The sequence below is a fragment of the Thermodesulfobacteriota bacterium genome (assembly GCA_030583865.1).
GTDB lineage: Bacteria > Desulfobacterota > GWC2-55-46 > GWC2-55-46 > GWC2-55-46 > UBA5799.
The window spans coordinates 222,507-244,030 of record CP129479.1 but is presented as its reverse complement, the minus strand read 5'-3'; the positions used below and the strand labels follow the sequence as shown (position 1 = coordinate 244,030).

Sequence of the window (21,524 nt, the reverse complement as noted above, 5' to 3'; positions counted from 1 at the left end):
CAGGGGAATCGATCTGAAATGAAAAAAAGCCCCCGCCGGGTGAGCGGCGGGGGCTTTTGGTGTCTGCCGGATAGTTCAGCCGAGCAGCATGGACTCGAGCCTCTTTACCCTCTCCTCTATGGGGGGGTGCGTGCTGAAGAGCTTGAAGAAAGCGCCGCCCGAGAGCGGGTTCACGATGAACATGTGCGAGGTGGCAGGGCTAGCCTCCATCGGTATCCTCTGCGAGGCCATGTGGAGCTTCCTGAGGGCGTTCGCGAGATAGAGGGGGTTCCCGGCTATCGTGGCCCCGCCTTCGTCCGCCTTGTACTCCCTGGACCTCGATATGGCCATCTGCACGAGCATGGCCGCTATCGGCCCCACTATCATCATGACGATCGCCGCGATGGGGCTTCCGCCGTCCCTGTCGCTCGACCTGCCGCCGAATATCATGGCCCACTGGGCCATCTGCGCGAGATAGCTTATGGCGCCTGCAAAGGAGGCGGCTATGGTGCCTACGAGTATGTCCCTGTGCTTTATGTGCGCGAGCTCGTGCGCGATGACCCCTTCAAGCTCCTCGCGCGAGAGGAGCTTCATGAGGCCGGTCGTCACGGCTACCACGCCGTGGGCCGGGTTCCTCCCTGTGGCGAAGGCGTTGGGCTGGGGCTGGTCCATTATGTAGACCCCGGGCATCGGGAGCCCGGCGGCGCTCGAAAGCCTCGCGACCATCGAGTAGAGCTCCGGCGCCTCCGCTTCCGAGACCGGTTTTGCGCCATACATCTTGAGTATTATCTTGTGGCTGAACCAGTAGCTGAAAAAGTTCATGCCGAAGGCAAGGACGAGCGCGATGGTCATGCCGCTCTGCCCGCCTATGACCGCGCCGACCGCGACCAGCATGAGCGTAAGCGTCAGCATGAGAACTCCTGTCTTGAGCCCGTTCATTTTATTGGCCTCCGTTCCTTACTGTTTGTTTATGGCAGCTCTAAAATTAGAGATTTTTCCCGCAATAGAGGAAGCCGGGAATAAAAAGCGGAGCATATATGTCAATATGTGAGCATTTTTATTACCGGCCTGACACAGAGTCCGGGGAAAAGATCAATTTTTAGAGCTGCCTTTAAAGAAAAAGACCTTATACCGCGGGAAGCTGAAAACCCTCCCAAGCGCGGTAAAGGTCTCGCTGTTAGCTCCGCTAACCAATGGCGCCGGGCCTGATGGCCGTGCTGGCGGCGTTCATTGCAAGCTACTCCCCTTTACGATGTAGGATGTTAACAGAAATAGCCCGCATTGTCAAGGAAAACGGGGCACTTTAATCATTTTCAGGTCGAATTCCCCGTAGCCTGCTGCGCTGTCCTTAACTCCTCCCCTTGACGGGGAGGCATGGGAGGGGGTGAAACCTAAGATAAGTCCACCCTCTCCTTATCCCCTCCCGCCTGATTAAATTGATGGGAGGGGACGCCTGAAGATACCCCGGAGCTGCCCTGCGGACGGGTCCATTCCGGGAGACGTCCCGTCCATTGTGCGGGTACGCCCCTTCCGGCATTTATTTCATGGCGTTTATCCTGTACCGGATTGCCGAATCGGCTGACTCGAAATAAATAGCCTCGCCCCCAGGCCCTTCGAGAATTACCGCCTTTGCCTTGTCTACCTCTTTGCCAGTGACGGGGTCAACGGCATATCGCACAGTCCTGTCAGACTTAAGCCTCTCAACGCAGCCGGCGCAGCACCCGTAATAGGTCTTTCCCTCGAACTCCACCGGTATCTGGGGCTTGCCCATCACAGTGTCGTTGACCATGCAGACCTTGCCGGCTTCGGCCTCCTTTATCCCCGCCTTCATGGCCTCGGCTTCCGAATAGGCATGGAGCATTAGTATGCCCAGCACTATGAAAAGGCTTATCTTCAAATGTTTTCCGATACTGGATAGCATTGTTAAATCCTCCCCTGGAATTTGGATCAAGTCCAGGCCCCATAATATTCTACTGTAAGTAGAATGTCAACCTTTTTATTAAAAAATTCTTGAGAAATCGAACCCTTAAGGGTTTACAACAGGATACATACCGAGCGATTCTGGTTAAGAAAGGGCATGGCGTGTCGCGCAGGTTAAAGGAGTGAAAGGTCGCTTCTGAGCCGCTCCGTAAGCTCTGTGAGCGGCTCCATATGAATCCCGGGAAGTCCATTTACGATCTTTTCAAGCGGAGTGCCTGAGGGGGTCAGGGCGTCAGGGGCGATTTCAAGTAACGGGATTGCGATAAACGGGCGGGTCTCTATCTCAGGGTCCGGGAGGACGAGGCCGCCTTCTTCAAGCCTTGTATCGCAATATGAGACGAGGTCGAGGTCTATTGGCCTCGGCGCGTACCTGTCGCCCGTGCGCACCCGCCCGAGCGAGGCCTCGATATCCTTGAGCGCGGCCTTTAGCTCAAGTGGCGGCCTTTCCGTCTTGAGCCCGGCAACACAGTTAAGGAACCTGGGCTGCCCGGGCCTATTAAGCGGCTCGGTCCGGTAAACGGTCGAGAGGGCAAAAAGCCCCTCTCCTGAAAGGAGCCGCAAGGCCTTCTTCAAATTCTCCTCGGGCTCCATGTTCGAGCCGATGCCCACGAAGGCCGAAGGCACTAACGCCCCCTGTTTATTTCAACGCCCACGGTCTTGGCAAACCTCAAGGCCGAGGGCTTATCCACCCTCACCCTTACCCCTTGAACGGACGGGTGCTCAAGGCAGACCCTTGCTATGCCCTCTGCCAGCGCCTCGATGAGATGAAAGCTCGAGGACTCGACGAGCCCGAGCACCTTTTTCTTGATGTCCCTGTAGTTGACGGCGTCATTGATGTCGTCGGAACGCCCCGGGGCGCGGAGGTCTGCGTGAAGGTCTATGTCTATTACGACGTCCTGCCTCTCCCTCCGCTCGTCGTGGTTTATTCCGATAATGCAGCGGGCCGAAAGCCCTTCAATCCGGATGCGGTCCCCTGTCGTATTCAATAAGGTGCCTCCCTCCGTCCACGTATATGACCTCTCCGGCCAGGAACTCGGATTTAAGCAGGTAGATTGCCGCCGCCGCTATCTCCTCGGGGCTCCCGCGCTTTTTGAGCGGCACGGTCTTTTTGAGCTTTTCGATGTATTCCATGCCCTTTCCGGGCGGCGGGAGTATAAGGCCAGGCGAAACCGCGTTTATGGCGAGCCCTGGCGCGTACTCGACGGCCGCCATCTTCGTAATCACTGAAAGGAGGTGCTTGCTGAGTATGTACTCCGCGTGGGTCCAGTCGTAGCCCGAAAGCCTCGAATCGAGGAGGTTCACCACCCTTGCGTTTTCCGAAATCCTCGCGAGGTCGCGTATGAGCACAAAGGGCGCCCAGGCGTTTACGCGTATATTTGACAAGAGCCCTTCAAGGGTCATGCCCCCAAGGGTGGATTGCGGAAAGATGGAGGCGTTATTTACGAGGATATCGATGCCGCCCGTCTCTTCGGCGGCCCTTTCGACGAGGCCCTCATACCCGTTTTTATCGAAGTCGGCGTGCAAGAGCCAGGACTTTACTCCCAGGGCCTCAAGGGCGGCCTTAACCCCCTTTGCCTCGGACTCGGAGCTGCTGTAGTGGATGCATACGTTTGCGCCCTCTTTGGCAAGGGCTGTGGCTATCGCCTTGCCTATGCGCTTCGCCCCGCCGGTTACGAGCGCGTTCCTTCCCCTCAAATCCCAGGACATCCGGTTTCCGCTCCGATTAGTTAGTAGGTGCGACCTGCATATGACCCGCTCGGTAGATGCTCAATGCGCCTTCATCTCGTCTATCTTGGCCGCCAGTATGAAATCGTTCCTGGAGAGGCCCCCTATCTTGTGCGTTTCGAGCCGGAGGCCTACCTTGTTGTACATTATCGAGATGTCCGGGTGGTGGTCCTCGGAGGCCGCGAGCCCCGCGACCCCGTTTACGAACTCCATGGCCTCGCTGAAGTCCTTGAACCTGAACTCCCTCTCTATAGCCGAGTTCCTTTGCGCCCAGCCCGGCACCTCCCTCGAAAGCTCCTGTACTTCGTTCCCGGAAAGGGGCCTCTCCCCCCTTTCAATCGGACGGCAGTTCTCTTCTGAAAGCTTCATGGCTTATCCTCCCTGTTGCCTCAGGATGCCGACGAAGTCCTTCTTATTTTATTTTTCCCTTCAGGTCCGAATGCGTAAAGCGCTCACCTTTCTTTATGAGATCCCTCGCCTCGTCCACCTTGTCCCAGATATTGCAGAGCATTACTCCCCTCACTCGCCCTTCCCGCAGGTAGTATACGACCCCTTTCATGTTCTCTTCCTGCCAGTCGGCAAAGGTCTCAAGAGACGAGTTCACCTCGCCCACCGCCTCGTACCCGAAATCGAAAAGGTCTGAGAAGAAGTACGGCATATGATAGTACGGCTCGGCTCCCCCTGCCATGTTGGCGCCGGCGAGTGTTCCCTGGGAGAGGGCGTTGTCCCAGTGCTCCACCCTCATCCTTTTCCCGAGCTCCTTATAGGGGAAGTTGGCCACGTCCCCTGCCGCATATACGTCGGGCACGGAGGTCCTCATGAATTCGTCCACTGTTATGCCGTCCTCGACCTTAAGCCCCGCGCCCCTGGCAAGGTCCGCAGCAGGCAGTATCCCCGCGCCCACTATGACTACATCGGCCTGGAAGACCATCTCGCCGGTCGTCCTTGCGACCAGCTTGCCGCCCGCCCCGGCAAAGGAGGCCGGGGATTCGCTCGCGAACACCTTTATCCCCCTCTTCCCGAATTCCGCCTGGACGGCCCTTCCAAGCCCCTCCGGAAAGACCTTGTGGCAGAGATAGGGCGAAGGGAAGACCATCGTTACGTCCACCCCGTTCATGTTGAGCGAGGCGGCTATCTCGGAGCCGATGAAACCGCCGCCGACGACGATAGCGGAGGCGCCATTCCCCGCCCTCTCCCTCAACCGGGTGTAGTCGCCGAGGTTCCTGTAATATATGATATCGTCGATATCCGCTCCGGGCAGGTCGAGCTTCCTCGGGACCCCTCCCGTCGCTATCAGGAGCTTTTCATAGGAGAACTCGGCCCCTGTCTCGTCGGTTACGGTCTTCCCGGCCGGGTCGAGCTTCACTGCCTTTTTCCCGAGCCTCAGCTCCACCCCGTTCTCGCCGTAATAGCCGGGCTCGTCAAGGAATATCTCATCTACCTTCTTTTTGCCGAACCAGAGCTTTTTGGTGAGCGGGGGCCTGTCATAGGGCCTCTCGCTCTCGGCGCCGATGAGGAGGACCCCGCCCTCCTTATCGCGCCCCCTTATGCCTTTAATCGCCGAGGCCCCCGCAAGGCCGCCTCCGATGATAACGTACTTAAATCCCTTTTTCATCCGGTCTCCGTTGGAAAATGCAGGAATAGTACAGATACATTTTAGCAGATAACGAACGCCCTCGCTCAAGCCGCGCACCGGGCCGTGGCCCTGGGAAGGCGGCCGGATTACCGCGTCACTTCTGTTTTCTTCTGGTTTTTTTCAGCCGGTTCTTTATGGCCTCGCCGTCCCTTGCGAGGTCGGCCATCGACTTTCCGTCCAGCACCTCGGAAAGCCTCCTCTGCGCCTCCTGCCATACCGGGTGGACCGGGCAGAAGTCGTCCCTGTGGCACTCGCCTTTTTTTATAAGGCATATGTTCAGGTGTATGGGCCCCTCGACCGCCTCGATCGTCTCCTTGAGGGTTATGCTCTCCGCGGGCCTTGCGAGAGTGAAGCCGCCGTTTATGCCCCGGCGGGACCGCACGAGCCCCGCGCGCACAAGGTGCTGCATTATCTTGGAGAGATAGCTCTTCGGCACCTCCTGCGATTCGGATATCTCGGTTATGAGCGCGGGCTTGCCCGGCGGCTGGGATGCGAGGTAAAGGACGGCCCTGACCGCGTATTCGCCGTTCCTGGTGAGCTGAAGCATGTGGCTACTCCTTAAAAAAAGACATTAAGGAGGATTTTAGTCCTATTTCATCCAAAGTCAAGCTAAATATGACGGCCTGCCTGGGGGACGGGTCGTTTGTGAAACCCCGACCGATTCAAGCGCTCTTCGTTGCGAGCGGGCGCGGCAATCTCATCTTTCGGAAATCAGGCGCGCTGAGATTGCTTCGTCGATTCGCTCCTCGCAATGAATGACGGCCGCAGTGAAAATCCGTCCCGCAGGAACACGACGATTAAACCCGGGACCTTCCGGGTCAGTTCTCTATGGCGTTCCGTATCGACCTCAGGAGGTCGGTCACCTCGTAAGGCTTCTGGAGGAAGTTGAACCCACGGTCCCTTATGGCCGGCCACTGCGACTCAACGTTCAGGTACCCGCTTGTGATGAGCGCCTTGAAGGCGGAGTTCCTTGCCCGGAGGTCGTCGACGAGGCGCACCCCGTCCTTGTCCTCGAGGACCATGTCGCTGAAGACGAGGTCGAAGATGCCCTTCTCCTTCTCAAAGAGCTCGATGGCTTCCTTTGCCGAGGAGGCCTCGAAGACCCTGTAGCCGTTCCGTGCGAGCACAACGGCAACGCTTTTCCGGAGGAGCTTCTCGTCCTCCACGACGAGCACCCTTTCGCCCTTGCCCAGGAGCGGCCCTTCGGGGGGCCGTTTTGCCTCCGCCTCCTCAATCCATTCCATGGCCGGCAGATAGACCTCGAACCTGGCGCCCGCTCCGGACTTGCTCTCCACGTCTATCCAGCCCTTGAGCTCTTTAACTATGCCGTGTACTACGGCGAGGCCTAGGCCTGTGCCGCGCGGGCCCTTGGTGGTGAAAAAGGGCTCGAAGATGCGCCTTATGACGCCGCCTTCAATACCGACCCCGTCGTCCTCCACCGTCAGCCTGGCGTATGCGCCGGCCGAGAGAGAGGCTGTCCGGGCCGAATCGCTCCCGGAGACCTCGACGTTGTCGGTCCTTATGGTAATGGTCCCGCCCCTCGGGAGCGCGTCCCTGGCGTTTATGACCAGGTTCATTACGATCTGCTCGATATTGACCTTGTCTGCCCTTATCTTCTTTATCCCGGGGTCGAAGAAGGTCTTTATGCGGATATTCTCGCCTATGAGTCGCTTGAGTATCCTGAGCATGTTGTCGACCTTGGCATTGAGGTTCAGGGCCCTCGTCTGGGTGGGCTGCTTTCGGCTGAATATGAGGAGCTGCCTCGTAAGGTTCTCGGCCCTTTCCGAGGCTATGCCTATCTGCTCGAGGAAGGCGCTTATGTCGCCTTTCTGCTGCTCTCGTTTCAGGGCAAGCTCGGCGTTGAGCTTTATGACCACCATCAGGTTATTGAAGTCGTGGGCTATGCCTCCGGCAAGGGCGCCTATGGCCTCCATCTTCTGGGACTGGATGAGCTGGTCCTGTATCCTGCCCCGCTCCTCTTCCTCTACCTTCCTTGCGGTTATGTCCCTGTCGACACCCCTGTAGCCGAGGAGGCTCCCGTTGGGGTCCAGTATGGGCGCGCCGCTCGTCTCGATGATGACCATCCTTCCGTCTTTCCTTGTCTTCCGGATCTCGACGAGAGAAAAGGGCTTCCTGACCGCGGCTATCTCACTGAAGGCGGCCCTCATGCATTGCGCCTCGTCCGGGGCCATGAAATCGAACCTGTTTCTCCCGGCCACCTCCTCCGGCCTGTAGCCCAGTAACTCCAGGACCTTCGGGCTCACGTATGTGTACGCGCCCTCGGGATCGGTCTCCCAGACCCAGTCGCTCGTCGTCTCGACCAGGGCCCTGAAGCGCTCCTCGCCCGCCCTGTGGATTGAGACCAGTTCCCTAAGCTCACGGGTCCCCTCCTCTACCCTGGCGTCGAGCTCCCTGCAGGCCTCCTTAAGGGGAGAAAGGTCCTTGAGCACCAGCCACGCGCCGACGACGGCGCCTGACGCGTCCCTTATGGGCATGGTCCTCTGGCAGACCGGGACGGTTGAGCCGTCTTTCCTGCGGCACTCGTATTCGTATTCGCGCTCGCCGGACGGGCTTTCATCCGATGCCCCCCCTTTCGGCGGCCCGGCAATCCCGGAGATCGAGAGCGTCTTCAGCTCGTCCCTCGAATAGCCGAGCATGTCCAGGCAGGCCTGGTTGCAGTCGATGACCGCGCCGTCAAGCGAGGTCTCCAGTATCCCTTCGCTTATGGACTCGAAGAGCCCCCTGTGCTTCCTTTCGGAGTCCCTAAGCCTCTCCTCCGCCCTTTTCCTCCGGGTTATGTCCTTGCCGCGCCCGATTACCCCCTTTATTATCCTGGTCCCCTCGTAATATTCGGGCAGGGCATAGAGCTTGAGCCAGCGGACCTCCGAGGCCCTGGAAATGTACCTGACCTCCGAATCCGACTGCCTGCCGGACAATACCGACGCGAGCATGTCCCGGTACTCCCGCGCGTCCTCCGGGTGAATGAGCTTCTCAAGGCTTTCGGAGGAGGATATCTCCCAGTTGCCGTACCCCGATACGTTCTCAAAGGCCTCGGTTATCCACTCGAGGTCCAGCCCGCCGTCCGGCCTTATGGACATCCTGAAGACGATATCGGACGTGAACTCCGTAAGGAGCCTGTACCGGCGCTCGCTTTCCTTGAGGGCGCTCTCGGAGGCCTTATGCCCTAAGCCCTCTATCGACCTCCATTGCCCGTTGCACTTTATTATGGCCGGTTTGTGGCTCGCGGCCGCTTCCAGGAGCTCCGCGGCCCCGCACGCTCCGACCGGGTAGGTGCAGAGGGCCAGCATATTGAGCTTCCTGATTACGCCGCTGACCGCCTCTTCGTATTCCATGAAGCTCTTCCAGAGCTTCTTTTCGAGCCAGAGCGTGTTGCCGACTACTCTCAGCCCCTCGAATCCGGCCTTCAATGCCCTGTCGTGCATCTCGGTCCAGGAGCGGATTACTTCTTCGGGCTCAAACGACCCGTCCTTGCAATACCACTCATGGCCCTGAAATTCGAGCTCACGCCCTGATATGCGCTTCTCGAGCTCGGGGACCGCCCTCTCTAACGCCTTTAGCGCGCGTTCCTGCTGCTCTCTTCCGGAGGCTATGAAGACGCAGCGCTCGTTCGACTTGAGGCCCGCGGCTATGAAAGGGACGGCCATGTCCATGTGGTCGTTTTCCGTGCCGTAGAACTGGCAGAGATGCGTGCCCCAGGGCACCTGCCCGATGAAGTCGATACCGGAGTCCCTGTTCACCATTCTCTTCACCTCCCGCGCGCGCTCCGAGCCTTCCCAAATATAACAAGTCTCGTTGAGCTTTTAAATGTTTTATTGCAACAGGCCTAAATGGAAGATTGACGCCGCATCTTGCGCACCGTCTTTATTAAACGGCGCTGATACCGGATTTCCAACGAGGTATTATAGCCCGAATCCGCGCAGTCGGCGGGGTTCAGGCCATTTTTAATCTCCGGACAGCCGGCCCGCTTATCCTTGACATGGCGCAATCGCTCTGTTACGGTCAGATAAAAGGACCGCCGTTATTTGCCGGGCCTTACATGCGCATAACAGGGGACAAATGGCAGAGGAGAAGACATTCAGGTTTTACGAGTGCTTCGCGCTCACGACCCTTACCGGCCGCAAGGCCGCGGACATCCTCGACCTCCTGGACATAATGAAGGACGTAAGCCGCGAGTCCATCTTCCACCACATGCACCAGTATTTCCTGAAGCCGCACGCGGTAGAGCCCGAGTTCCCGAACGACTTCGCGGTATGGGTCTCGGAATCGCTAGGCGAGCCGCTCCTGGCCGAGGCGCTCGCGAACGTGAACCCGTTCGAGTTCGCGAAAACAGAGGACCTTCGCTCCGAGCTCATGAGGATAATACACGAGTACCTCGATAATTACCCGCCCCCGAGGCCGGTCCTGCCAGGGCGCGAGTTCATGTTCAACGAAGGCATCACGATAGTGCTGCCGACCTCCATGGAGTCCGGGCCCCAGCTCCACGATTTCCTGCAGAAGCTCCGGGAGGTCGACTTCTCGAGCATATATTTCCATTTCTACGAGGCAAGGCTCAGGCTCGGCAGGCCGACGGACGACTTCAGCGAATACCTTTCCACCTCGCTCAACCGCCCCGGCATAGCGGCAAGGATAAAATCGCTCGACCCTTATATGTATTCGACCGAGGTGCTCAGGGACAAGATAGCCGCGCTTATCGAGGAGGCGCTGTGAGCCTCAAGGACTACGAAGGCATAGCCGAGCCCGGGGACCTCCGCGCGATAGAGCGGATGGCCTCGGTCCTCGCGGGCAGGAAGATGCTCCACGTGAACTCGACAGCTGCAGGGGGCGGGGTCGCGGAGCTCCTCACCAGGATGGTGCCGCTTTTCAAGGACATCGGCCTGGACGTAAGGTGGGAGGTCATGCAGGCAGACCGGCCCTTCTTCGAGGTAACGAAGAACATCCATAATTCCCTGCAGGGCAGGGGGAGGCCACTCACGAAGGATATGTGGGAGGAATACGCCCGCGTGAACAGGGAGAATGCGGGGCGGATAGACCTTGACGCGGACTTCGTCGTAATCCACGACCCGCAGCCTGCCATGTTCATCGATTACAGAAAAAGGGGCACCTGGATATGGAGGTGCCATATCGACATCTCCTCGCCCGACAGGAGCACCTGGCACCAGCTGAAGGACATGGTCGAAAAGTACGACGGGTCGATATTCTCGGTCGCGAACTTCGCCCAGTCACTCCCCATCCACCAATTTCTCATACAGCCCACCATAGACCCCCTTGCCGAAAAGAACGTCCACATCGAGGACGAGGAGGTGCGGGGCATATACGAGCGGCTCGGCGTGCCGCTCGACAAGCCTGTGCTCCTGCAGGTCTCGAGGTTCGACCCGTTCAAGGACCCGCTGGGCGTCATAGAGGCTTATAAGCTCGCGAAAAAATACCACGACTGCAGGCTTGTCCTCGCCGGAGGGACCGCGACAGACGACCCCGAGGGAGAGAAGGTGCTCGCCGAGGTCGAGGAAAAAGCGGCAGGCGACCCGGACATACACATACTGCTTCTCCCGCCCTTCAGCGACCGGGAGGTGAACGCGCTCCAGAGGGGGGCCGACATAGTCCTTCAGAAATCGACCCGCGAGGGCTTCGGCCTGGTCGTCGCAGAGGCGCTCTGGAAGAAAAAGCCGGTGATAGCCGGTGACGCGGGCGGCATACCGCTCCAGGTCATCGAAGGCGTCACGGGGTTCCTGGTCCATTCGGTGGAAGGGACCGCATACAGGATACGGCAGCTCCTTGAGAATCCGGAAAGGGCGGAGAGGATGGGCGAGGCAGGGAGGGAACATATCAGGAGGAACTTCCTTACGACCCGCAACATCAGAAACTACCTCGGGATCTGGACAGCCCTTGAAAGAAGGGATGAGAAGGTGATCTATATCTGAGGCCCCTCCACCCCGCCTGAACACCTCCTAACCCCCTGTTTTCTTTTCATAAAATCTATTAAGTGTTGCATTCCTGCCCTTAACCGCTAAAATAGATGCTGGCCTGTTCTCGTGGCGGGCAGGAAAAAGAAGCTTACTTATGGAAGGACTCGACCAAAAAAAAATAATCATCGTCTCAAACCGGGAGCCTTACAGCCTAAACAAGGGCAGACTCCAGAAGACCGTGGGCGGGCTGGTCTCCGCGCTCGACCCGCTGATGCAGGCCACAAGGGGCGTCTGGATAGCCTCAAACCCGAAAGGCGATAAGAAAGACGGGCCGCTCAGGATCCAGGTGCCGCCCGACTCCCCGTCCTACACCCTGCGCCTTGTTCCCCTGAGCTCAAACGACATCGAAGGCTACTATAACGGATACTCCAACCGGTTCCTTTGGCCGCTCTGCCATATAACTCTCGACAGGATCTACCTCACCCGCTCGTACTGGCGGAGCTATACGAGAGTCAACGGTCTTTTCGCGAAGGCCGTTGCCGAGGAAGCCGGGGAAAACTCGATAATATGGCTGCAGGACTACCACCTTGCGCTTGCCGCTGCGGGGATACGGGCTCTCCGGCCTGAGGCTTTCGTCTCGCTCTTCTGGCACATACCCTGGCCGCCCCACGGGGTCTTCAGGATATGCCCGCAGAAAAAGGAGCTGCTCGAAGGGCTCCTCGCGAACGACCTGCTGGGTTTCCAGCTCCCGAGTTTCATGCAGAATTTCATGACCTGCGCGGAAAGGGAACTGGGCGCCGAGGTGGACCCGGTCGAAGGCGCAATAAGGCATAAGGGACGGCTTACGCGTCTCCGGACCTTCCCCATTAGCGTGGACTTCGGCTGGTTCGAGGCCGCTGCCGCTTCACCTGAAGCAGAATCCTTCATAACGAGGTTTTTGAGGAAGCGGGAGCTCGGGCACCTCAAGCTGGGCCTTAGCGTCAACCGGCTCGACTACACCAAGGGCGTAATAAAATGCCTTGAGGCGGTTGAGCTCTTCTTCACCAAATACCCCAGGTACAGGAGAAAGTTCACGTTCATAAAGGTCGCGGTCCCCACCCGGAAGGTCGAGCCCTTCCTAAGCTACATGGAGCGGGTCGAGCGCAAGGTGGAATCCATAAACAGGCGTTTCGGAAGCGACGGCTGGAGGCCCGTCGAGTACATCACCTCGAACCTCTCGCACACCGAGCTTGCCGCCCTTTACAGGAGGGCCGACCTCGGGGTCATAAGCTCCGTCTATGACGGCATGAACCTCGTCGCCAAGGAGTTCCTCGCCTCCCAGCTCGACCTCTCCGGGAGCATCCTCATAAGCGAGTTCGCCGGCGCCTCAGAGGAGATCCCGGGCGTTACCGTCATAAACCCCTACGACACCGAGGCCTGCGTTGACGCGATGAAGGCCGCCCTGGAGACCGACCCTGAAGGCAGGAAAAGGAAGCTCTTGCAGGCCAGGGCGCACGTGAGAAAGCACGACATCTACCGCTGGGTGGAAGACATATTCTCGGCGATGAAAAGGATACAGGATGAGCAGATACCTTCTGAAATCCATGGAGGAAGCGCGGTCGTGCTTAAAAGATAGGGACGTCTCCCTTTTCCTCGACTATGACGGCACGCTTACCCCGGTGGCCGGCAGGCCCGAGGACGCGCGCCTCTCCTTCCAGATGAAGGAGCTCGTCAGGACGCTCGCCGTCTCCATGCCGGTGGCGATAGTCTCGGGCAGGGGCCTTGCGGACATAATGTCCCTAGTCGGCATCGACGGGGTCGCGTACGCCGGGAACCACGGCCTTGAGGCCGCCGCTCCGGACTTCACCATGACATACGACATAGGGCGCGCCGCGCGAGAAGAGCTGGACGGGCTCGCGCCCGCGCTCTCGGAGCTGGAGGAGAGGTGGAAGGGCGTGATTTTCGAAAACAAGGGTGCTTCGCACACCGTCCACTACAGGCTTCTCGGCTCGCGGCAGTTCCCCCTTTTCAAGGAGGGGTTCGACAAGGCCGTAGCTCCCGCCCTTTCGCGGGGCCGGGTCCGCCTCGCGGAGAGCAAGAGGGCCTTCGAGATAAAGGCCAGGGTCAACTGGGACAAAGGCCGGGCGGTACTCTGGATGCTCGGCAGAAAACGCTTCAGGGGCACGACGCCCATCTTTATCGGCGACGACGAGACCGACAAGGACGCCTACAGGGCGCTCGGCCCTGAAGGGCTCTCGGTGCATGTGGGGTGCGAGGCAGATGAGGCCGCCTTCCACCTCATAGCGCAGGACGAGGTAAAGATGTTCCTTAAGCTCCTGCTCGACACCCATGAGGCGGCGCGCTGAGGGTAACCACGGCCTTTTGTGTTCGGATCAAATCGGTCTCTCTCGAAAAGACCTATTTCACGCGCTGCCGCGCTCTTTTTGGGCATAAGGCTCCGCTCCCTTCCGCCTCCATCCTCCGGGCTCGGCCCTTAAGTCGCTCGGCCTTTGGCCTCGCTCCTGCTGCCCCGCCTCGCCCGCCCCTCCTCCAACCCTATGTTCGCTCCGCCTTATGCCCTGGGTTGTTTTAAATGCAAAAACAAAAGTGCTGTAAAAGTCCTTTTTTGTCTTGAAACAAACCCCGGAGGGTAAGGCGAGCGCTGCATAAGGGAGGCGGAGCGTGAACGGGCCGGGGAAGCCAGGAGCGAAGCGACTTCAGGGGTCCGTTCACGGGGTGGGGGAGGGGGTTAGCAAGCGAGCCTTGCCCTCGAAAACCGCGCGGCAGCGCGGAAAAAGTTTTTTGCTCATGCCGAAAGCCGCCTGCTTTAGGGCCTTTCGCTCCCATTACTATGAGGCTCAGGTTCCCTCTCCAGTCTTCCGCAATTCCCTTACACGTTCGGCCACTGGCGGATGCGAGTAGTGGAACGCGGCATAAAGCGGGTGCGGGTGCAGGTTCGAGAGGTTGTCCCTGGATAGCTTAATTAGCGCCGATGCCATCGAGGACGGGTCGCCGCTAATCTCGGCTGCGAACCGGTCAGCCCCCATCTCTCGCCGCCTGGAGAGCCACGTGAAAACGGGAATAAAAAAGAAGGCGGCTATGGATGCGAGTAAGCCCAGGAGCACGATTTGCGCGTAAAGCGAGGCGCCCTCGAATCCGAAGGCCCTCTCGAGAAGTCCGCTTCCAATCACCCTGTAGGAGACATGTAGCGCCGCGAGTCCGATGAGCGCCGTCGCTGTCAGGCCCTTGAGGAGATGGCGCCCCTTCCAGTGTCCGGCCTCGTGGGCGAGGACCGAGATTATCTCCTCCTTCCCGAGCTTTTCCAAAAGCGTATCGTAGAGCACTATCCTCTTTACGCTCCCTATCCCGGTGAAATAGGCGTTCGTATGCGAGGTGCGCCTCGATGCGTCCACCTTGAGGACCTTGCCGGCCCGTATGCCGGCTTTTTTAAGGACCTCCCTTATGCCGTCCCTGAGGCCCGGGTCGTCGACCTCGTCGAACCTGTTGAAAAGCGGCTCTATCAGGTGCGGCGAAACGTACATCATGAATACCGTAAACCCGATGAAAAGGAGCCATAGCCAGAACCACCATAGCCCCGGGCTGAGTGAGACTATCCAGAGCGCGGCGCATATGAAGAGGAGGGCCAGCGCCGACGAGACGGCTATGGACTTGGCCAGGTCGGCGGCCCATAGCCCCGGGGTCATTGCGCTGAACCCGAACTTCCTCTCTATCCTGAAGACGCGCCAGAAGGCAAAAGGCGCGCTCAGCAGGGTCTCCGCAAGCAGAAGGAGCATGAAAAAGACCGCCCCGGATGCTATGAAGCCGCCCCCCAGCGAATCTATCCACCTGTCATAGGGCTTGAGGAGGAATAGCACGAAAACGGCCGAGGCAAGAGACCCGGCGAGCTTCTCTGCCATCGCGAGCCTTGCGTTCTCGACCGTGTATTCCCTTGAGAGCGCGAGGGAATCCCGGTCGATGCGCCCCTCGAAGCCGGGCGGCACCTCGCCCCACCTCTCGTTAAGCCTCCTGATGTTCAGAAATTCGAGGACAAGACCGGCCCCCGTTGAGGCCAGATACAGTCCCACTATGAAGATAAGCGCAGGCGAAGGGTCCATACCTTGATTGTACACCGGAATTCCCGGGGCTCAAAGCCGCGCCACGGCAGGGCGTTACGCCTTGACAGACGGCCCTGGTCGTGCTAAGGATAGCATGTCCCAGTCCAACCTGAAACCGAAATGACAGGCGGGCATCCGGCCGCCGGCCTGTATTCATTATCATCCAGAAAAAGAGAGCGGGCAGCCTCTGCCGTGGCCGCCCGAATGCTGACTCGCGCATGGGAATCCTTTCAAAGTCTATGATCGTCATCTTCACGGCCCTAACCTTTTCGGGCCACGCTTACGGCGACGCCATGTGCAACCACGCTGACGTCGAGAAGCTCGACTCCTATCTTGAAAACGGCCTGGCTGCGGAAAAGGCCGGGCACGCGCTGGAGGCGCTCCTTTTTTTCAGGGCAGCGGACTCGTTCTGCGGAAAACGCGCCGAGGCCAGAAAAGGCCTTCAGCGCATCGGCGCCAGGATGGGGTCATCTGCCGAAAAGGAAGGCAGGTTTTTTTCCGGGAAGAACATACTGGCCAGGGTGCCTGACGAGGACTGCCGGAGATGGGCCAGGCACATATTGATTTCGCCTAACCCGTACGAGACGGCCGTGCCCGGGCTCTGCGTGGCATCCTCCGGCGGAATGAGAGTTGAGATCGAGCGCTCAGCCGGCGCGTACGACTGGTATGAGGCCACTTACAATTACAGGGAATCCGACTCGCTCGTCATGAAGTCCGTGAAATCAGCCCCTGCCGACCTTGATTCAGCCGAAAGGGCCTTCAGGCACTTCAGGTCGAGGGAGCGCCTGAATCTCCCGGGCTACTCCGTGGACCCGGCCCATCTGGCCGGGCTCAGGGGGGCCGCCTCCTCGAGCCTGGATTCATTGCTGCTGAAGGAGGAACGGTCGTATGCCGGGACGAGTGACTGCGAGGAATCCCTGGCTATCCTCGAGTCGGCCCTGAAATGGGCCGCCCTGATCGGGGAGCCAGGAAAGGCGCGGGTCTACTCGCGCGCGGCGCGCAGGGCCGAGGATGCCGTCAAAAGGACTTCCGTAAACGACCTGTACGACGCCATAGAATTCTACTCCTTTGCCGGCGAGGGCGAGCCGGTGGCGAAGGTGGCGAAGAGGGCGGATGAGCTCGGGTATGCCGCAATGAAGGAGAACGAGCCGGAAAAGGCCCTCGAATTCTTCAACCTCTCGGGGAACAGGCAGCTTATCAAAAAAGCGGAATCGCTCGCTGAAAAGGTGCGGAAAGCAAGGTCAAAGGGAAAAAAGGGCGAAGACCCGGCCCGCTCCCTGTAGAGGCGTAAACCGGCATTACCCCGCTTGCGTCGGCCTCGCCAGGGTCTTTTGCCTTGCCGCCGTACGGCTCAACCCTCCTTATCCGCTCGACAGGGTCCTCCCCTGCAAGCCTCAGGAACTCGGCATAGCTCCTCAATACCCTTTTCGAATAGGCCCTTGTCTCGTTATAGGGAATGGATTCCACGAACTCGTCGAGCTCGAATGGCAGGCTCCTCGCCCATCTCTCTGCCGCGTTCGGACCGGCGTTATAGCCAGATATCGCGAGCGCCAGGTCGCCGTTGAACCTCTCAAGGAGATGCCCGAGGTACCAGGACCCGAACCTGATGCTCGTGGCCGGCTCGAAAAGGCTCCCCTCCGCGAAGCTTTCTCCGAGCCTGGCGGCTATGCCCTTTCCGGTCGAGGGCATTATCTGCATCATCCCGAGCGCGCCAACGGGCGAGACCGCGCCGGGGTTGAAATGGCTCTCCTCGCGCGCTACGGCAGCCACCAGGAACGGGTCAACTGGAACTCCGGATTTCTCCCTGACGGACTCGACTATCCGGAGCGGGAACCCGAGGTGGTTGAAATCCCTATCCGCCGAGAGGTGGAGCCTGTATATCCTGAAGGCCCTGTAGTAGTCCCCTGCCTCGTAGAGGAGCATTGCGATCTCGGCAAGGTCCGCCCGCTTCCCCGAATGAAGCGACGCTATCCTCTCAAGCTCGTCAGCGGCCTCCTCCCGTAAGCCCAGAGCGAGAAGCTCCACGGCAGCCCTGTACCCTGGAACCCCCGCGAAAACGCTTTCGCCTTGCAATCCATCGGTAGAAGGCCGCGTGCCTGGATTAAATGCGCTTGCCGGGATCGCCCTCGCCCCGGCCAGGACCGCTCCAGTCCGTTTTTCAAGCTCCCTTGCCCTCGATGCGGCCATGAGGCAATAGAAGGTATCCGGGGCCTTGGCGCAAACTTCCTCGTACCCGCCTGCCGCCTCCCCGCCCCTCCCGAGGTTCTCAGCGCTCCTGGCCTTCCAGTAGCGCGACCTCGTCGTATCCCTGCCGCCGGGCTTCGCAGCGAGATATCGCGAGAAGCCTTCGTAGGCGTCCTCATAACTGCCGGAGGCGTACGCGCCCCATGCAAGGTTCCAGAACGCGTCATCCGATACGGGGCTGCCGGCGAAATCCGAGATTACCGTCTTATAAAGCTTCACAGCCTCTTCAAGGTCTTTTTCTTCCTTGAAGCGGGCGAGGAGCATCATAACCCTTCCGCGCTCGTCGCTTCTGGGGAATTTCACTGAAAGCCTCTTAAGGGCCTCCAGGGCGCCGCCATCTTTTCCCTGCCTTATCGAAGTCAGCGCGTACCAGTAGAGCGCTTCCGCCTCAAGGGACGGCTTCTCGGCTGAAAGATGTTCTTTAAGGAGCTTTTCGGCCTGGCCGTACTTCTTCTGCCTTGCGAGCGCGACCGCGGTCTTGACGGACGCCTTGCCTTTGAATTCGGGCGAGCCGCTCAAACTTTTATACTCCCCGATGGCAGCCTCGAATGAGGCGGCCCTGAGGAGCCCCTCTGCCCTCCTGAACCTTTCCTCAGGAGTCAATTTTGCGCCCTTCACCCCCTCTGAATCGAGTTGGGCGAGCTTCTTATGGGCCTTTTGCCCGGAGGCGGCGGCAGGCTGCCCGAGCGCCAGCCCCTTAAGGCGTGCAACACCCTTTTCCGGCGCGCCGGATTTGATGTAGGAATCGGAAAGCATGAGGGCCGCGTCCGCGGAAAGGGGGCCTTCAGGGTGCGTTTTCAGGAATTTCTCGAATGCTTCCGCGGATTTCTGGAAGGCAGCACCCTCGAAAAGGGCCGCGGCGCCGAGATACCGGGACTTTTCGGCAAGCAAAGATGACGGATAGGATAGTATAATGGATTCATAGGCGCCGGCAGCCTCCGCATGGAGGCCCTGCGCGGAAAGGGCCTTGGCCCTGTAAAAGAGGCGGTAATCGTCGATGCCCGAAAGGCCTGCGGATTCTTCAAGATAGGCAAGCGCGCCGGGGTCCCCCTCCTCCAGGGCAATAAGGGCCAGGAGAAACGCCGCCCTCGGGGCCCATGCCGAATCCGGGAAGAGCTTGCGGACCTCCGCAAAGGACCTCCTGGCCTCGGCCTTGTTTCCCTCGTCCTTCATCTTGAGCGCGAACATGAAAAGCGGCTCAGGCCCGGCCTTGCGAAATAGGGATTGAGCGGCCTCGGGGGCCGTTACCTGGCTGGTTTTTACGAAAAAGGCGTGAGCGGGTCCGGTAAAAAAGAGCTGGAGCGAAAGCGCGGAAACCAGGGCCGGTATATGAAGGCTCCTTTTAATCGAAGCCATCGGGCACCTCCACCGCCGCATTATACCACAAGTCCGCTCTCCTTCAAGAGCGGACAGGACGAGCGAGGCCCGGAAAAGCTGTAATCGGGGCAGGTCCTGATGTATAATTGCGGTCGACTACGGATTTGATAAAACACAACTTTTTATATATCGGCTGGCGGAATAAAAAAATTAATAAGGGAAATATCTTGCTCCGGCCCGGCGGTGGGAAAGCTCGTTTTTAACAATCCAACTTTTCAGGGGAACCCATGTCATTGCTTGAAGAGCTTACAGCCGAATCCAAGATAGCCTATTTCTCAATGGAGGTGGGCTTCAGGAACGAGATACCCACCTATAGCGGCGGCCTGGGGGTGCTTGCCGGAGACACGATAAAATCGGCTGCAGACCTCAACCTTCCCATGGTGGCGGTCACTCTCATACACCGGAAGGGGTACTTCAGGCAGGAGCTTGACAAGGACGGAAAGCAGACAGAGCACCCGGAGAAATGGAGCCCGGCAGAGCACATGCAGCTGCTGCCCCAGCGGATAAGGGTCACGATAGAAGGGAGGGAGGTCGCTGTCCAGGCCTGGGTCTATTCCATACGGAGCCTGGTCACCAAGTGGAATGTGCCGATCTTCTTCCTCGACACCGACCTCCCGGAGAACACCCCCGAGGACAGGGCCATAACCGACCACCTCTACGGCGGCGACGACCGCTACAGGCTCAAGCAGGAGGTGGTGCTCGGCCTGGGCGGAGTGCTCATGCTCAGGGCCCTGGGATTCAGGATAAAGAAATACCACATGAACGAAGGACACGCGGCGCTCCTTACGCTCGAACTACTGCAGAGATACAAGCGCGACATAGAGGCGGTCTGGGACGAACGCGAGGTCTGGGACATAGAGCGCGTCAAAAACCTCTGCGTATTCACGACGCACACCCCGGTCGAGGCCGGGCACGACAAGTTTTCTTACGACCTCGTGCGGGAGGTCCTCGGCGAGGACGTGCCTTTCGACGTCTTGAAGGAGCTTGGCGGCGCGAACAAGCTGAATATGACGCTCCTTGCCATGAACCTGAGCCAGTACATGAACGGGGTCGCGAAGAAGCACAGCGAGGTCTCGAAGGTCCTATTCCCCGGCTACAAGATACAGGCCATCACAAACGGCGTGCATACCTTCACCTGGGTCTCGGAGCCCTTCGCGCGCCTCTACGACAAGTACCTGCCCGGCTGGGCCAACGAGCCCGAGCTTTTCGTGAGGATAACCCGTATCCCCGAAGAAGAGCTCTGGGGCGCGCACATGGAGGCGAAAAGGAGGCTCATAGACTTCGTGAACGGCGAAACCGGCGCCGGCATGGACTATGAAACCCTCACCATAGGCTTCGCCAGGCGGGCCACTGCCTACAAGAGGTCGAACCTGCTCCTCTGGGATGTCGAGCGCCTCCGGAAGATCGGCAGGAAAAAGGTTCAGGTCATCTACGCCGGTAAGGCCCACCCCAGGGACATCGAAGGCAAGAGGAATATAGAGCGCATCGTAAAGACCGCCCGCGAGCTCGCTGACGATATCAAAATAGCGTACCTCGGGAACTACGACATGGACCTCGCCCTGAAGATGATCTCGGGCGTGGACGTATGGCTGAATACCCCGATGCGGCCCAGGGAGGCCTCGGGCACGAGCGGAATGAAGGCCGCCCACAACGGGGTCTTGAACTTCAGCATCCTTGACGGCTGGTGGATAGAGGGGCACATCGAGGGCTATACCGGCTGGTCCATAGGCCCCCAGCCGCTTGAGAGCTCGCTTGCGCTCTCGACCGACGAGGCGGACGCCGACGACCTCTACAGGAAGCTCGAAAAGGACGTCATCCCGACTTTTTATGACAACCGCAGGATATGGATAAAGATGATGGAGAACTCCATAGGCAAGGTCGCCTACTACTTCAACTCTCACAGGATGATGAGAAGGTATGTGACCGAGGCGTATATAAGATAGACTCTGCGCTCCCGCGTTTTAAGTCAGCCGATCAAAGCCAGCCGCCCTTCCGAAAGGCCCGTTTCCCGCCAGCCAGCGCTGCTTGACACCAGGGGCGATAGCTGATAGATTCCCATAGTCATTTACTTATCTCAAGCTGCCGGGAAGCGGGGGCGGGTAGACAATGCTCAAGGAGTTCAAGACGTTCGCTTTAAGAGGGAACGTCATCGACATGGCTGTAGGCGTCATCATCGGGGTGGCGTTCAGCGGCATCGTCAACTCCCTCGTTGCAGACATTCTCATGCCTCCGATGGGCCTTCTGGTCGGCTATGATTTCTCCAACCTCTTCATCACGCTCAAGAGCGGGACATTCGCCGGCCCCTATCCCACGCTCGCGGAAGCCAAGAAGGCCGCCGCGGTCACGCTCAACTACGGGGCGTTCATAAACACGGTCGTCAACTTCCTGATCGTCGCCTTTTCCATGTTCCTCCTCATAAAGGGCGTAAGGAGCCTCTGGATCGAAGCCCCGGCGCCGCCCCCTCCGGCGACCAAGGAATGCTCGTATTGCTTTTCAGTCGTGCCCTTGAAGGCCACCCGCTGCCCCCACTGCACCTCGGGCATCGGTTGAGTGTGCCTCGGATGC

At 59.1% G+C, this 21,524-nt stretch carries 18 protein-coding genes; 7 read left to right on the top strand and 11 right to left on the bottom strand.

Annotated elements, in window-relative coordinates:
* Positions 1-75: 75 nt before the first annotated feature.
* The 9 genes from htpX to QY316_01110 form a co-directional block, all read right to left on the bottom strand.
* Positions 76-918, bottom strand: coding sequence for a zinc metalloprotease HtpX (gene htpX, locus QY316_01150; protein ID WKZ33046.1), 843 nt, complete (start codon positions 916-918; stop codon positions 76-78).
* A gap of 598 nt (positions 919-1,516) precedes the next feature.
* Positions 1,517-1,900 (bottom strand): hypothetical protein, encoded by a 384-nt coding sequence (locus QY316_01145; GenBank protein ID WKZ33045.1) that lies wholly within the window; start codon positions 1,898-1,900, stop codon positions 1,517-1,519.
* 173 nt (positions 1,901-2,073) lie between these two features.
* The gene (gene folK, locus QY316_01140; protein WKZ33044.1) at positions 2,074-2,583 is read right to left on the bottom strand and encodes a 2-amino-4-hydroxy-6-hydroxymethyldihydropteridine diphosphokinase; all 510 of its coding nucleotides are present in this window, start codon (positions 2,581-2,583) and stop codon (positions 2,074-2,076) included.
* Positions 2,583-2,945: a dihydroneopterin aldolase gene (gene folB / locus QY316_01135; GenBank protein WKZ33043.1), complete on the bottom strand. Its 363-nt coding sequence runs from the start codon at positions 2,943-2,945 to the stop codon at positions 2,583-2,585. The genes folK and folB overlap by 1 nt, the downstream gene beginning before the upstream one ends.
* Positions 2,914-3,666, bottom strand: a complete 753-nt coding sequence (locus QY316_01130; GenBank protein WKZ33042.1) for an SDR family oxidoreductase — start codon at positions 3,664-3,666, stop codon at positions 2,914-2,916. Before QY316_01130 ends, folB begins: the two co-directional genes overlap by 32 nt.
* A 60-nt stretch (positions 3,667-3,726) precedes the next feature.
* On the bottom strand, positions 3,727-4,053 hold the full coding sequence (locus QY316_01125) for a 4a-hydroxytetrahydrobiopterin dehydratase (GenBank protein WKZ33041.1): 327 nt from the start codon (positions 4,051-4,053) through the stop codon (positions 3,727-3,729).
* 43 nt (positions 4,054-4,096) lie between these two features.
* Entirely contained in the window at positions 4,097-5,299 is a 1,203-nt protein-coding gene (locus tag QY316_01120; protein WKZ33040.1) for an FAD-dependent oxidoreductase, read from the bottom strand.
* A gap of 115 nt (positions 5,300-5,414) precedes the next feature.
* Positions 5,415-5,867: an Rrf2 family transcriptional regulator gene (locus QY316_01115; protein ID WKZ33039.1), complete on the bottom strand. Its 453-nt coding sequence runs from the start codon at positions 5,865-5,867 to the stop codon at positions 5,415-5,417.
* Positions 5,868-6,138: 271 nt separating this feature from the next.
* A complete protein-coding gene (locus QY316_01110) occupies positions 6,139-9,081 on the bottom strand; it encodes a PAS domain S-box protein (GenBank protein ID WKZ33038.1) in 2,943 nt (980 codons plus the stop codon).
* 316 nt (positions 9,082-9,397) lie between these two features.
* Between QY316_01110 and QY316_01105 the strand changes: the two genes are divergently transcribed.
* From QY316_01105 to otsB, 4 genes are all read left to right on the top strand, one after another.
* Entirely contained in the window at positions 9,398-10,048 is a 651-nt protein-coding gene (locus tag QY316_01105; protein WKZ33037.1) for a DUF5752 family protein, read from the top strand.
* Positions 10,045-11,259: a glycosyltransferase gene (locus QY316_01100; GenBank protein WKZ33036.1), complete on the top strand. Its 1,215-nt coding sequence runs from the start codon at positions 10,045-10,047 to the stop codon at positions 11,257-11,259. Before QY316_01105 ends, QY316_01100 begins: the two co-directional genes overlap by 4 nt.
* Before the next feature lie 139 nt (positions 11,260-11,398).
* Positions 11,399-12,859: a trehalose-6-phosphate synthase gene (locus QY316_01095; protein ID WKZ33035.1), complete on the top strand. Its 1,461-nt coding sequence runs from the start codon at positions 11,399-11,401 to the stop codon at positions 12,857-12,859.
* Positions 12,804-13,589: a trehalose-phosphatase gene (gene otsB / locus QY316_01090; protein WKZ33034.1), complete on the top strand. Its 786-nt coding sequence runs from the start codon at positions 12,804-12,806 to the stop codon at positions 13,587-13,589. The genes QY316_01095 and otsB overlap by 56 nt, the downstream gene beginning before the upstream one ends.
* A gap of 492 nt (positions 13,590-14,081) precedes the next feature.
* Here otsB and QY316_01085 read toward each other — a convergent pair whose 3' ends face one another.
* Complete coding sequence (locus tag QY316_01085) at positions 14,082-15,338, bottom strand: M48 family metallopeptidase (GenBank protein ID WKZ33033.1); 1,257 nt, start codon at positions 15,336-15,338, stop codon at positions 14,082-14,084.
* Between the two features lie 218 nt (positions 15,339-15,556).
* Between QY316_01085 and QY316_01080 the strand changes: the two genes are divergently transcribed.
* A complete protein-coding gene (locus QY316_01080; GenBank protein WKZ33032.1) occupies positions 15,557-16,621 on the top strand; it encodes a hypothetical protein in 1,065 nt (354 codons plus the stop codon).
* Here QY316_01080 and QY316_01075 read toward each other — a convergent pair.
* Entirely contained in the window at positions 16,536-18,938 is a 2,403-nt protein-coding gene (locus tag QY316_01075) for a transglycosylase SLT domain-containing protein (protein ID WKZ33031.1), read from the bottom strand. The two genes, QY316_01080 and QY316_01075, sit on opposite strands and share 86 nt — an antisense overlap.
* 248 nt (positions 18,939-19,186) lie before the next feature.
* Here QY316_01075 and glgP point away from each other — a divergent pair, with 248 nt between their 5' ends.
* Positions 19,187-20,902: an alpha-glucan family phosphorylase gene (gene glgP, locus QY316_01070; GenBank protein WKZ33030.1), complete on the top strand. Its 1,716-nt coding sequence runs from the start codon at positions 19,187-19,189 to the stop codon at positions 20,900-20,902.
* A gap of 163 nt (positions 20,903-21,065) precedes the next feature.
* The gene (gene mscL / locus QY316_01065) at positions 21,066-21,509 is read left to right on the top strand and encodes a large conductance mechanosensitive channel protein MscL (protein ID WKZ33029.1); all 444 of its coding nucleotides are present in this window, start codon (positions 21,066-21,068) and stop codon (positions 21,507-21,509) included.
* Positions 21,510-21,524: the final 15 nt, after the last annotated feature.